Here is an 11,682-nt window from a genome sequence, read left to right on the forward strand (position 1 = left end):
CTCATTCCGCCAGGAAGCTGCGGTTGACCATGGCTTCGGGGTCGAGCGCTGCCGGCTCAAGCTTCTGGGCGGCGGAGACGCGCTTCCAGGTTTCAGCCAGACGGGCCGTCTCAAACACGCCGAGGCCGTCCTTGTCGGTGACATCGTTGAATTCGAGGATCAGGGTATCCATGATGGCGCCCTTGACGTCGTCGACCGACAGTTCCGGCACGATCTTGTTGACCGCAACCGCCGACTCGTCCGGGTTGCTCTTCACATATTCGAGCGATTTCTTGAATGCCTTGACGAAACGCTTGGCAACATCGGGGCGCTCGGTGATGAACTTGTCGGAGGCCAGCAGCGAGGCGGAATAAAGGTCGAGGCCGGCGGAATACCACGGCAGCACCTCCAGCTCCTTGCCGGCGCTTGCCGCCTGCTTGGTGAAGACGCTGACATTGGTCATCCAGGCAATGATCACTTCCGAGGCGCCGGTCATCAGCATGGGGCCGAGCGCGCCGGGATCGGCCTTGGTGAGTGTGATGTCGGCTTCGGTCATGCCCTTGTCGGCCAGAACCAGCGGCAGGAAGACGTTGGAGGAGGTGAACGGCGAGGTTGCCACCTGCTTGCCCTTGACGTCCTCGATCTTGGTGACGCCGGTGCCCTTGATGGCGAAGAAGGCATGCGGGCCCTTGTTGAAGATCGACATGATCGCCGTGATGCCGACCTTTTCGGTGACCTTGGCGGCCATCAGCGCGCCGATATCGGCGGAGCCGACATCGGAGGTTCCGGCGGCAAGCCGGGTAATTGCTTCCGTCGATCCGCGGCCGGGCTCGATCGCCACTTCGATGCCTTCGTCGGCGCAGAAGCCCTTGTCGATGCAGACATAGATCGGTGCCTTGTCGCCGCCCGGCAGCCAGTCAAGCTGGAAGACCACCTTGTCGGCGGCAGCCGCAGATCCTGCGGTCAGCAACGCGGCGACGGTGGCGGCGGATAGCGTTTTCGAAATGCGTGCAATCGACATTGGCAGATCGTCTCCTGTTGATCCTGATAGCGTCCGACCGTCGGATCTGGCTTGCCGTCTGCGTGCGCCGGGATGCAGGTTTTCGGATGCTGGCAAAAGCATGGCGCGGCAATGGGCGGCAAACCGGCCGTGGGCCGGCATGTCTCGAGCAATGTCCCGGGCTGTTCCCTGACCGCTTCTACTCGGTTTCAGGGGTGCAGTTTTCATGCCAGATGGCTATGTGGCGCCTGCCTTGGGTCTCGGCGGACAGCCCGGCCTGGCGATGTGGAGCATTGTCTAAAATAAGGCCAGACCGCACCAAGGCGATGATTAATATTTGGTCAATTCGCCCACTGCCCGGGATTTTGGGCATGGCGGGAGCGCCGGCGCTGCCGGACAAAAAGCCTGGTGTAGTATGGCGCTAATACCCGTTGATCTGACGGAATTGCTAGCATGTCCGTGACATTCCACAACGGGAGGATGATGCTATGTCGACCAAGAAAATCCTGATGATCACCGGTGATTTTGCCGAGGATTATGAAACCATGGTGCCGTTCCAGACGCTGCTTGCGGTCGGACATACGGTGCATGGGGTGTGCCCCGGCAAGAAGGCGGGTCAGATCATCGCAACCTCGATCCACGATTTCGAGGGCGACCAGACCTATTCGGAAAAGCGCGGCCACAATTTCGCGCTCAACGCCACTTTCGCCGATATCGACCCCAAGGACTACGACGCCCTGGTCATCCCGGGCGGGCGGGCGCCGGAATATCTGCGGCTGGATGCCAATGTCATTTCGGCCGTGAAGCATTTCTTCGATGCTGACAAGCCGGTGGCCGCCGTTTGCCACGGTGCGCAGATTTTGGCCGCGGCCCGGGTGCTTGAGGGGCGAACCTGTTCCGCTTACCCGGCCTGCCGCCCCGAGGTCGAGTTGGCTGGCGGCATCTATGCCGAGATTGCCATCGACGCGGCCGTCACCGACGGCAATCTGGTCACCGCGCCCGCCTGGCCGGCGCATCCGGCCTGGCTCAAGCAGTTCATGGCCGTACTCGACGCCTGAGCTGCCGTCTGTCGGCGGAGAGACAAGGAGGGGAGGGCTTCCGGGCCCTTCCGTTTCGCGTTAGTCTCCGTCTTGTCCTTCAAAGACATGCGCATCCGGGAGGAAACCATGTGCAAGCTCTTCATCCAGGCCGACCCCACCCTGTGGGAGAGCCATACCAAGTCGATGCGGATCGACGGCATGGTGACCAGCGTGCGGCTGGAGAATTTCTTCTGTATGACGCTGGAGGAAATCGGCCGGCGCGACGGAATGAATACCATCCAGCTGATCGCCAAGCTCTACAATGAATCCATCGATGCCGGCCATGATCTCGGCAATTTCACCTCGTTCCTGCGCGTCTGCTGCGGCCGTTATCTGGCGCTGCAACTGTCCGGCGACATCCCCGACAACACGGACCTGCCGATCAGCTCGCTTGATGCCGACCGGATCCTGACGGCCGAAAACTCCAAGTATCACTGATCGGCGTATCACTGATCGGCTTGTCGGTCCTGGGTTTGCAGATCGCGTTCGCCCCCTACCGTTTCAACATGCGCGGATCGAGCGCATCGCGGATCGCGTCGCCGATATAGTTGACGGAGAGCACGGTCAGCGAAATGGCAAGCCCCGGCCATAGCACGCGCGATGGGGTGATCTGCAGGAAGTTGGCGCCATCGAACAGCAGCCGGCCCCAGGTCGGGAAGTCGGAGGGGAAGCCGAGCCCGAGAAAGCTTAGCGCCGATTCCGTGATGATCGCCGAGGCGATGCCGAGCGTTGCCGAAACCATGATGGAGCTCATGACATTCGGCAGGATGTGCTTCAGGATGATGCGATACTGGTGCATGCCGCTCGATTTGGCCGCCAGGATGAACTCCTGGCTTTTGACCGCCAGCACGTCGCCGCGCACGATGCGGGCGGTGTGCATCCAGCTGGTTATCCCGATGACGAAGACGATCAGGATGAAGATGCCGGTTTCCGGGCCGAAGGCGGCTCGAAGCGTGTCGCGGAACAGCATGATGATCACCAGCAGCAGCGGCAGCAGGGGCAGGGCGAGGAACAGGTCGGTGATGCGCATCAACAGCCCGTCGATGCGCCTGAAAAAGCCCGAGAGCACGCCGACCAGCGTTCCGAGAAACAGCGCCAGCAGCATGGCCGTCATGCCGACCGCCAGCGAAATCTGTCCGCCAGCCAGAACCTGGGCCAGCATGTCATGGCCGAGATTGTCGGTCCCGAACGGATGGGCAAAGGACGGCCCCTGGTTCTTGGCGCGGATGTCGATCTTGTTGGGGTCGATGGTATGGATCAACGGCCCGAGATAGACCGCCACCACGATGAAGGCGAACACCGCCAGCCCCGCCACGCCGCCGGAATGGGCCCTGAACTGTCGCCACAGGTCGCCGGCAAAGGATCGTGACGGGCTGTCGACCGTCTGTGTCGCATCAGTCATAGCGGATCCTCGGGTCTAGGATGCCGTAGAGAACATCGGCAATCAGGTTGAACAGGACGATGAGGACGGCGAAGATGAAGGTCAGCGTCTGCACCAGCGGGATATCGGCCCCCTGGATGGCGATGATCAGCAATTGCCCGAGCCCGTTCACCCGGAAGATCTGCTCGGTGATGATGGCGCCCGAAAAGATCGTCGGCACGCCGAGCGCGATGACGGTGACCACCGGGATCAGGCTGTTGCGCAGGACATGGACCAGAAGCACGGTCTTTTCCTTGACGCCCTTGGCGCGGGCGGTGCGCACATAGTCCTGATGCAGGTTGTCGAGCATGGAGGCGCGCACGAACCGGCTGATCTGCGAGGTATTGAACAGCGTCAGGACCAGCACCGGCAGGAACATCTGCTTGACCTGCAGGACGAAACTCGACCAGTCGTTGACCACCAGATTGGTGTCGTAGATCGACGGGAACCATTGCAGGTAGGACGAGAAGATGACGATCAGCAGCACGCCGGTGAAGAAGGTCGGAACGGAATAGCCGACCATCGAGACGAAGGTGCCGATCTGGTCGAAGATCGAATATTGCTTGTAGGCGGAGATCACCCCGATCGGAATCGCCAGCAAAACGCCGAACACATAGGACAGGCCGACGACCCACAGCGTCTGCGGCAGGCGCTGCACGATCAGGTCGACGACCGGGCTGCGGGTTGCCCAGGACAGCACACGCATGCGTTCGCCCGTGCCGATGGTCAGGCCGGTCAGTTCCTCGAAGATGTTCAGCGGTTCGTTGATGAAGAACTGCTGCAGCCATTTCAGGAAGCGGATGAGGAAAGGCTGGTCCAGGCCCAGCGCCGCGCGCATCTGTTCGCGCACTTCCGGCGGAATGGTCAGGGGCAATTCGCCGAGCGGATCGTTGGGAGCCAGATCGAGCAGGGCGAAAATAACGAAACTGATAATCAGTAGCGTCGGGATTGCAAACAGCAATCGCCGCAGCGTGAAGCTGAACATTGGATGATCTCCGAACTGTCACGAAGTGAAATGCGATCGCCGGGCCAGAGCGTTGCACTGGCCCGGCAAAGAGGCACTTACTTCTTGCGCGACCAGTCGGCGACGTTCCACAGCTCGCTATCCCAGGCGTTCATCTTGACGCCTTCAAGGGTTGCCGAGACAGCCGAGGGCTGGCCGCGATGGATCAGCGGGATCTGCGCCACGTCATTGCTCAGCATGTCGTTGAGCTTCTTGGCGATCACGGCCCGGTCCTCGAGCTTGCCGGTCTTGCCGAGTTCCTTGACGAGGGCATCGTATTCCGGGTTGCAGTAGCGCACGATGTTTTCACCCTGCCAGCCGTTGGCCGGGCTTGGAATCTTGTCGCACATCCAGCCGGCCATGTATTTCTCCGGATCGGTGCCGTCGAAGTTGTTGGTGTACATCTGCACGTCGGCATAGAATTTCTGAAAGGTGTCCGGGCTGGCCGGATCGCCGCCGAAGAACACCGAGGCGCTGACATTGCGCAATTCGCTTTCCACGCCGATCTGCTGCCACATGTCCTTGACCAGGGCCTGGGTGGCCTGGCGAACGGAATTGGTGGAGGTCTGGTAGAGGAAGGAGAGCTTCACGCCGTCCTTGGCGCGAATGCCGTCGGAACCCTTGACCCAGCCGGCATCGTCGAGCAGCTTGTTGGCCGCATCGACATCCTGCTTCAGGCACCAGTCAACGGCGGTCGACACATAGATATCCGGGGCCGGCAGAATGTTGCAGGTCGGCTTGCCGTTGTCGCCATAGCCGGCTTCATCGATGATATCGCGATCGATGGCGAGCGACAGCGCCTTGCGCACCGCCGGATCTTTCAAAGCCGGGTGGGGGCCGGCTTCCTTGGTCGAGCGCTTGTCGCCGAGCGAGGAGTCGACGGCAAACGGGTTGAGATCGATGCGCTCGACTTGGGTGCCGAAGGCGACCTCGATCTTGCCCTTGCCGGCGGCCATCATGCTGGCCAGCACTTCCGGCTCCACCTGCATGTTCCAGGCATAGTCGAACTCGCCGGTTTCCAGAACCGAGCGGGCGGCCGAGGCGGCGTCGCCGCCGCCCTTCAGCGTGACGGAGGCAAAGGCGGGCTTGGCGGCATCGCGGTAGTTCGGGTTGGCGGTAAGCGTCACCACGTCATTCGGCTTGAATTCCTTGACGACGAAGGGGCCGGTACCGATCGGGCCAAAATTGGCCGAGGTGCATTCCGGCGCCTTGATGCCCATGCAATCCTTGAACTGGGCCGCCTGGATCAGCGGCGACTGGCCTCCGACAAGGGCACTGTAGGGATACGGCTTGGGATCGGTGAAGGAGATCTTGATGGTGGAAGGATCGACGGCTTCGACATTGCTGACGCCTTCGAAATAGGCGGTCTGGGCGCAGCCGCCATCGGGGGCCGTGCAGTATTTCCAGGTGAAAATCGCGTCATCGGCGGTCACAGGCGTGCCATCCGACCATTTGAGGTCGGGCTTCAGCTTCCAGGTGATGCTCTTCAGGTCGGCTGCCACGCCGCCATTTTCAACCGTCGGAATCTCGACGGCCAGCATCGGCACCAGAGCGCCGGTCTCGTCGTAGCGGGCCAGCGGCTCAATGACCATCGAGGCGCCGTAGACTTCCTTGGTGCCGCCGGACAGGTACGGGTTGAGCGTCGAGACGGCCTGCCAGAAGATGATCTTCAGATCGCCGTCGGTGCCGCGTTCGGCCAAGGCGGGCGAACCCGCCAGGGCCATGGCTGCTACCGAGGCTGCCAAAAGGATTCGGTATGTCTGCATCATGTTGTTCCCCTTATTTTTTTGTTTGGAGCTGTGATTTTGAAATACACCTGATGTCCACCACAAATGACCTCAGGAAACCAATGCCAATCCACTAATATACTGACATGATTTTGTAATTTTGATTGCGCCGCCTCCAATGCTTCGGTGTATCCAGCGCCAGCCGCGGATGTATCCCAGCGGACTTGCTCAAAATTTGTGCCATCTAAACACAGGGCTATTTTTCGTTCAAGGCCGAAAATTGCGGCTTGCAAAAGCGCTTTGACACAGCGCACTATGCCGCCCAACCCATGAGCAGGAACCAAAAACGATAATCGAGGACTGTGCCTATGCCGCTATTGAACCGCGCCAGCGAGATGCAGGAAGAGGTGGCTGGATGGCGCCGGCATTTGCATCAGAACCCGGAACTTCTGTACGATGTGCATGAGACGGCGGCCTTCGTTGCCGACAAGCTGAAATCGTTCGGCTGCGATGTCGTCGAGACGGGAATTGGCCGGACCGGCGTTGTCGGCATCATCAAGGGCAGCCGTGGCGATGGGCCAACCATCGGGTTTCGCGCTGATATGGATGCCCTGCCGATCCTGGAGGCGAGCGGCAAGGAATGGAGTTCCAAGTCCCCCGGCAAGATGCATGCCTGCGGCCATGACGGGCATACGTCGATGCTGCTGGGTGCGGCCAAACATCTGACGGAAACGCGCAATTTCAAGGGATCGGTCGCGGTGATCTTCCAGCCGGCCGAAGAGGGTGGCGGCGGCGGGCTTGCCATGGTGAAGGACGGCATGATGGAAAAGTTCTCCATCCAGGAAGTCTACGGCATGCACAATCACCCCGGCATGGCGGTTGGCGAATTTGCGACCCGCAAGGGTTCGGTGATGGCGGCCGCCGACCAGTTCGACATCGAGATTTTTGGCCGCAGCGGCCATGCGGCGCAACCGCACAAGAGCATCGACCCGGTTCTGGCTTCTGCGCAGGTTATCGTGGCACTTCAGTCGATTGCAGCGCGCGAAGCCGATCCCCTGCAGTCCGTCGTGGTGACGGTGACGAAGATCCATGGCGGCGACGCCTATAATGTCATTCCGGACGGCGTCAAACTCTCCGGCACGGTGCGGACGCTGCTGCCGGCGATGCGCGACATGGCGGAAAGCCGCATCAAGGAGATCGCCTCGGGGATCGCCATGGCCATGGGCGCCCGGGCCGAGGTTCGCTATCATCGCGGTTATCCCGTCACCTTCAACCATGCCGATCAGACAGAATTCGCCCTCGACGTGCTGCGCAAGGTGGCTGGCGACAAGGCCGTCAGCGATGATTTCCCGCCGGCCATGGGGGCGGAGGATTTCTCCTACATGCTGGAAGCGCGGCCAGGGGCCTTCGTGTTCATCGGCAATGGCGACACCGCCAACCTGCACAATTCCTCCTACGATTTCAACGACGACGCCATTCCCTATGGCATCAGCTACTGGGTGACGCTGGCTGAAACCTCGCTTGCCGCCTGATTGAGGCGGCGATCCGCATCTGCATTGTCTTCGTGTCGAGAACGGGAAGGTCTATTCATGGCGCATGGGATTGAAGGCAATGGCGGCAAAGGGGCTCAGGGTCCGGTCCTGTCGGTCAAGAACCTGACGACGTCCTTCCGGATCGGCGATCATTGGCGGCCGGTGGTGCGCGATGTCAGTTTCGACATAGGGCCGCGCGAAACCGTAGCCATCGTCGGCGAGTCCGGTTCCGGTAAGAGCGTCACGTCGCTGTCGATCATGCAATTGCTTCCCAAGAATGCCGCCAAGATCGAGGGCAGCATCAAGATCAACGGCCGCGAACTGCTGACGCTCGACAGTGAATCGATGCGCAAGGTTCGCGGCAATGATATCTCGATGATCTTCCAGGAGCCGATGACCAGTCTCAACCCGATCTTCTCTATCGGAAGCCAGATTGCCGAGGCGCTGACATGCCATTCGGATCTATCGCGGGCAGACGCCCGGGCGGAAGGGATCCGCCTTCTGGAGAAGGTGCGGATTCCCAATGCCAAGGGGCGCTACGACGAATATCCGCATCAGTTTTCCGGCGGCATGCGCCAGCGCGTAATGATTGCCATGGCTTTGGCCAGCAAGCCGAAATTGCTGATCGCCGACGAGCCGACGACGGCCCTCGATGTCACCATCCAGGGGCAGATCCTCGATCTCATCAAGATCCTGCAGGAAGAGGAGGACATGTCGGTTCTGTTCATCACCCATGACATGGGCGTGGTGGCCGAAGTCGCCGACCGCACCATCGTGATGTTCCGCGGCGAGGCGGTCGAGAGCGGACCGACCGAGGACATCTTCCATCGTGGCCAGCATCCCTACACCCGCGCACTGCTGTCGGCGGTGCCGCGACTCGGGTCGATGGAGGGGCGCCAGCGACCGATGCGCTTTCCGGTGATCGATATCGCCAGCGGCGCAACGCTCGAGCCGGAGGCCGAAAGCGGCGTACTCGATATCGGCAAGCGGCCGATCCTCGAGGTGCGCAACCTGACGACGCGGTTCGATATCCGCTCCGGCCTGCTCGGGCGCAAATCGGGCGCCGTGCATGCGGTCGAAAATGTCAGTTTCGATCTGCGGCCTGGCGAAACACTGGCTCTGGTCGGGGAATCCGGCTGCGGAAAATCGACGACCGGCCGTTCGATCACCCGTCTGGTCGAGCCGTCGAGCGGTTCCATCGCCCTTGACGGCTTCGATGTCGTCAATCTCGACCGGGCCGATCTGCGCAAGATGCGGCGCAGCGTCCAGATGGTCTTCCAGGATCCGTTCGCCAGCCTCGATCCGCGCATGAGCGTCGGAGCGGCGGTCATGGAGCCGTTCATCGAGCATGGGCTTGGAACCAAGCGACAGGCGCGGGAAAAGGCCGCCGATCTGCTGGAGCGCGTCGGCTTGAGCGCCGATATGATGCGGCGCTATCCCCATGAATTTTCAGGCGGACAACGGCAGCGTATCGCGATTGCCCGTTCGCTGATCCTCGATCCCAAGGTCATCGTTGCGGACGAAGCGGTGTCGGCGCTCGATGTGTCGATCAAGGCGCAGGTGTGCAATCTGCTGCTGGATCTGCAGCAGAGCTTCAATCTGGCCTATCTGTTCATCAGCCACGACATGGCCGTGGTGGAGCGGGTCAGCCATCGCGTCGCCGTCATGTATCTGGGTGAGATCGTCGAGATCGGACCGCGGCAAGCCGTGTTCGAGAACCCGCAACATCCCTATACCAAGAAACTGATGGCGGCGGTTCCGGTACCGGATCCGGCACGGCGCTTGATCAAGCGGGCGGTGTCGACGGACGAAATCAAGAGCCCGGTCCGGGCGGTCGGCTTCGTCCCGCCTACCCGCCGTTACAACCAGATCTCCGAGGGGCATCTCGTCCAGGCCTGAACTTCTCGGCCGTGACGGCGGTCGGCTGATCGGATTGTCCAACATCGGTCATTGTGCGGTGCTACAACCTTCTTACATATGATCGGTGAAACGTGATCGGCAGGGAGCCGGAATGACTTTGGACGAGCAGGAGCAGTGCGACGACAGCCGGGACTATCGGGCGTCGCGCAAACGGGGCGGGCGGCTGTCGGAGATCCTCAACGCTATTGCAACGGACCAGACGAAGGCCAGGGTGTCGGTGTCGGATATTTTCCAGGCGATGGGCGACCGGGCCTTCGGTGCGCTGCTGCTGATCTTCGCGCTGCCGAACGTCTTTCCGACGCCGCCGGGGACCTCTGCGGTGCTGGGTGCGCCGCTTGTGTTTCTGTCAGCCCAGTTAATGCTGGGCCAGGCGCCGTGGCTGCCGAAGATCATCGCCGATCGCTCCATGACGCGCGAGGATTTCGGGTCGATCGTCACGCGAATTTCGCCGTGGCTGGCACGCGGCGAGCGGATGTTGCGGCCAAGAGCGGTGTTTCTCGTCTATCCGCCGATGGAATATCTGATCGGCTTCCTCTGTCTTTTTATGGCGATCATCCTGGCCCTGCCGATCCCGCTGGGCAATATTCTTCCCGCACTGGCAATCTGCCTGTTTGCCTTTGGAATCCTTGAGCGCGACGGTTTCGTGGTGGTGGCCGGTTTTGTCCTGGTCGGCGTGTCGATCGCCGTGGTTGCCAGCGTCCTGGTCGCCCTGGTCAAGGGGTTCATCTTCCTGCTGACCACGTCAATGGGCTGATCTGCCGCTTCCGACCTTGGTGTCGCGCCGCGTCTTGATCCTCGACAAGCCTCGCGAAAGCTCGATCGCCTATCCTCAAAAAGGATCGTCGGCTCATCTTGTGCCGGCATGGGCCAGATGATTTGGCGACGAGGGACGGCGGATGGGCGTGAGCAAGCGGATCTTGGTGACGGGCGGTGCCGGTTTTCTCGGCTCCTACCTGTGCGGGCGTTTGCTGGCGCAGGGACACGATGTCATCTGCCTCGACAATTTCCATACGGGCTCGCTGGACAATATTGCCGCCTATATGGGCTCCGATCGCTTTCGCCTGGTGCGGGCGGATGTCTGCGAGCCTTTCCATGCGCCGGTCGATCAGATCTTCAACCTGGCCTGCCCGGCCTCTCCTGTCCATTATCAGGCCGATCCAATCCGCACCATGCGGACCAATGTCATCGGCGCGATGAACCTTCTCGATCTGGCGACCCGGACCGGGGCGCGAATCCTGCAGGCGTCGACATCGGAGGTTTACGGCGATCCGCTGGTGCATCCGCAGCCCGAGGATTATCGCGGCCATGTCAGCATCACCGGCATTCGCGCCTGCTATGACGAAGGCAAGCGCAGTGCCGAAACGCTGTTCTACGACTATAATCGCTGCCACGGCACGGATATCCGCATCGCCCGGATCTTCAATACCTACGGGCCGGGCATGCGCGCCGACGACGGGCGGGTGGTTTCCAATTTTATCGTCCAGGCCCTGAAGGGCCATAGCCTGACCATCTACGGCGACGGCCGCCAGACCCGGTCGTTCTGCTATCGCGACGATCTGGTCGATGGTCTCATCCGGCTGATGAACAGCGATCAGGCCGAGCCGCAGGCCATCAATCTCGGCAATCCCGGCGAGTTCACCATGCTGGAACTGGCGGAAATGGTCATCGATCTGACCAGCTCGAAGTCGCGCCTGCTGTTCATGCCACTTCCTCAGGACGATCCGGCGCAACGCCGTCCCGATATTTCCAGGGCGCAGGCCCTGCTTGACTGGCAGCCGTGCATCGCATTGCGGGCCGGACTGAAGGAAACCGTCGCTTATTTCGAGCGCGCGCTCAACGTTGTGGCGGCTTGATGGGCGTGGTTTTTCCACGTTCAGCGGTCGGCGCGATATTTTGACAATTCAGCATACTGATCAGTCTGGGGTCAGCTTGCGACTTTAATGTTTTTATGAATCGCCGGCCGACCTCTTCGGCCATCACCTGTCTGATTGGCGGCCTTGGTTTGTCGTCACCAACCCAGTA

The 11,682-nt window shown here is 61.0% G+C and carries 11 protein-coding genes; 6 read left to right on the plus strand and 5 right to left on the minus strand.

Annotated features, from left to right (window positions below; genetic code table 11):
* Position 1 precedes the first annotated feature (1 nt).
* The gene (locus HGO38_RS16785) at positions 2-985 is read right to left on the minus strand and encodes an ABC transporter substrate-binding protein (protein WP_250957078.1); all 984 of its coding nucleotides are present in this window, start codon (positions 983-985) and stop codon (positions 2-4) included.
* 482 nt (positions 986-1,467) lie between these two features.
* On the opposite strand from HGO38_RS16785, the gene HGO38_RS16790 reads away from it, so the two are divergent.
* Both HGO38_RS16790 and HGO38_RS16795 read left to right on the plus strand, forming a co-directional pair.
* On the plus strand, positions 1,468-2,037 hold the full coding sequence (locus tag HGO38_RS16790; protein WP_250957046.1) for a DJ-1/PfpI family protein: 570 nt from the start codon (positions 1,468-1,470) through the stop codon (positions 2,035-2,037).
* A gap of 108 nt (positions 2,038-2,145) precedes the next feature.
* The gene (locus tag HGO38_RS16795) at positions 2,146-2,496 is read left to right on the plus strand and encodes a ribbon-helix-helix domain-containing protein (protein WP_250957047.1); all 351 of its coding nucleotides are present in this window, start codon (positions 2,146-2,148) and stop codon (positions 2,494-2,496) included.
* A 55-nt stretch (positions 2,497-2,551) separates the two neighbouring features.
* Here the strand turns inward: HGO38_RS16795 and HGO38_RS16800 are convergent, their stop codons facing one another.
* The 4 genes from HGO38_RS16800 to HGO38_RS16815 all read right to left on the minus strand — a co-directional run bounded on the left by HGO38_RS16800 (position 2,552) and on the right by HGO38_RS16815 (position 6,552).
* Entirely contained in the window at positions 2,552-3,460 is a 909-nt protein-coding gene (locus HGO38_RS16800; RefSeq protein WP_250957048.1) for an ABC transporter permease, read from the minus strand.
* The gene (locus HGO38_RS16805; protein WP_250957049.1) at positions 3,453-4,463 is read right to left on the minus strand and encodes an ABC transporter permease; all 1,011 of its coding nucleotides are present in this window, start codon (positions 4,461-4,463) and stop codon (positions 3,453-3,455) included. Before HGO38_RS16805 ends, HGO38_RS16800 begins: the two co-directional genes overlap by 8 nt.
* Positions 4,464-4,540: 77 nt before the next feature.
* The gene (locus tag HGO38_RS16810) at positions 4,541-6,247 is read right to left on the minus strand and encodes a peptide ABC transporter substrate-binding protein (RefSeq protein ID WP_250957079.1); all 1,707 of its coding nucleotides are present in this window, start codon (positions 6,245-6,247) and stop codon (positions 4,541-4,543) included.
* The gene (locus tag HGO38_RS16815; RefSeq protein WP_250957050.1) at positions 6,247-6,552 is read right to left on the minus strand and encodes a hypothetical protein; all 306 of its coding nucleotides are present in this window, start codon (positions 6,550-6,552) and stop codon (positions 6,247-6,249) included. The genes HGO38_RS16810 and HGO38_RS16815 overlap by 1 nt, the downstream gene beginning before the upstream one ends.
* 24 nt (positions 6,553-6,576) lie before the next feature.
* Between HGO38_RS16815 and HGO38_RS16820 the strand changes: the two genes are divergently transcribed.
* The 4 genes from HGO38_RS16820 to HGO38_RS16835 all read left to right on the plus strand — a co-directional run bounded on the left by HGO38_RS16820 (position 6,577) and on the right by HGO38_RS16835 (position 11,513).
* The gene (locus HGO38_RS16820; protein ID WP_250957051.1) at positions 6,577-7,740 is read left to right on the plus strand and encodes a M20 aminoacylase family protein; all 1,164 of its coding nucleotides are present in this window, start codon (positions 6,577-6,579) and stop codon (positions 7,738-7,740) included.
* A gap of 57 nt (positions 7,741-7,797) precedes the next feature.
* The gene (locus tag HGO38_RS16825; protein ID WP_250957052.1) at positions 7,798-9,639 is read left to right on the plus strand and encodes an ABC transporter ATP-binding protein; all 1,842 of its coding nucleotides are present in this window, start codon (positions 7,798-7,800) and stop codon (positions 9,637-9,639) included.
* Positions 9,640-9,751: 112 nt separating this feature from the next.
* Complete coding sequence (locus HGO38_RS16830) at positions 9,752-10,414, plus strand: exopolysaccharide biosynthesis protein (protein ID WP_250957053.1); 663 nt, start codon at positions 9,752-9,754, stop codon at positions 10,412-10,414.
* A 142-nt stretch (positions 10,415-10,556) separates the two neighbouring features.
* The gene (locus tag HGO38_RS16835) at positions 10,557-11,513 is read left to right on the plus strand and encodes a UDP-glucuronic acid decarboxylase family protein (RefSeq protein ID WP_250957054.1); all 957 of its coding nucleotides are present in this window, start codon (positions 10,557-10,559) and stop codon (positions 11,511-11,513) included.
* Positions 11,514-11,682: the final 169 nt, after the last annotated feature.

Source organism: Rhizobium sp. CG5, from assembly GCF_023701945.1.
GTDB lineage: Bacteria > Pseudomonadota > Alphaproteobacteria > Rhizobiales > Rhizobiaceae > Allorhizobium.

What these genes read in the sequence shown, in the direction of transcription:
- HGO38_RS16790 (WP_250957046.1), top strand. Translation starts at nt 1,468, where the DNA reads ATGTCGACCAAGAAAATCCTGATGATCACCGGTGATTTTGCCGAGGAT.
- HGO38_RS16795 (WP_250957047.1), top strand. Translation starts at nt 2,146, where the DNA reads ATGTGCAAGCTCTTCATCCAGGCCGACCCCACCCTGTGGGAGAGCCAT.
- HGO38_RS16800 (WP_250957048.1), bottom strand. Translation starts at nt 3,460, where the DNA reads ATGACTGATGCGACACAGACGGTCGACAGCCCGTCACGATCCTTTGCC.
- HGO38_RS16805 (WP_250957049.1), bottom strand. Translation starts at nt 4,463, where the DNA reads ATGTTCAGCTTCACGCTGCGGCGATTGCTGTTTGCAATCCCGACGCTA.
- HGO38_RS16810 (WP_250957079.1), bottom strand. Translation starts at nt 6,247, where the DNA reads ATGCAGACATACCGAATCCTTTTGGCAGCCTCGGTAGCAGCCATGGCC.
- HGO38_RS16820 (WP_250957051.1), top strand. Translation starts at nt 6,577, where the DNA reads ATGCCGCTATTGAACCGCGCCAGCGAGATGCAGGAAGAGGTGGCTGGA.
- HGO38_RS16825 (WP_250957052.1), top strand. Translation starts at nt 7,798, where the DNA reads ATGGCGCATGGGATTGAAGGCAATGGCGGCAAAGGGGCTCAGGGTCCG.
- HGO38_RS16830 (WP_250957053.1), top strand. Translation starts at nt 9,752, where the DNA reads ATGACTTTGGACGAGCAGGAGCAGTGCGACGACAGCCGGGACTATCGG.
- HGO38_RS16835 (WP_250957054.1), top strand. Translation starts at nt 10,557, where the DNA reads ATGGGCGTGAGCAAGCGGATCTTGGTGACGGGCGGTGCCGGTTTTCTC.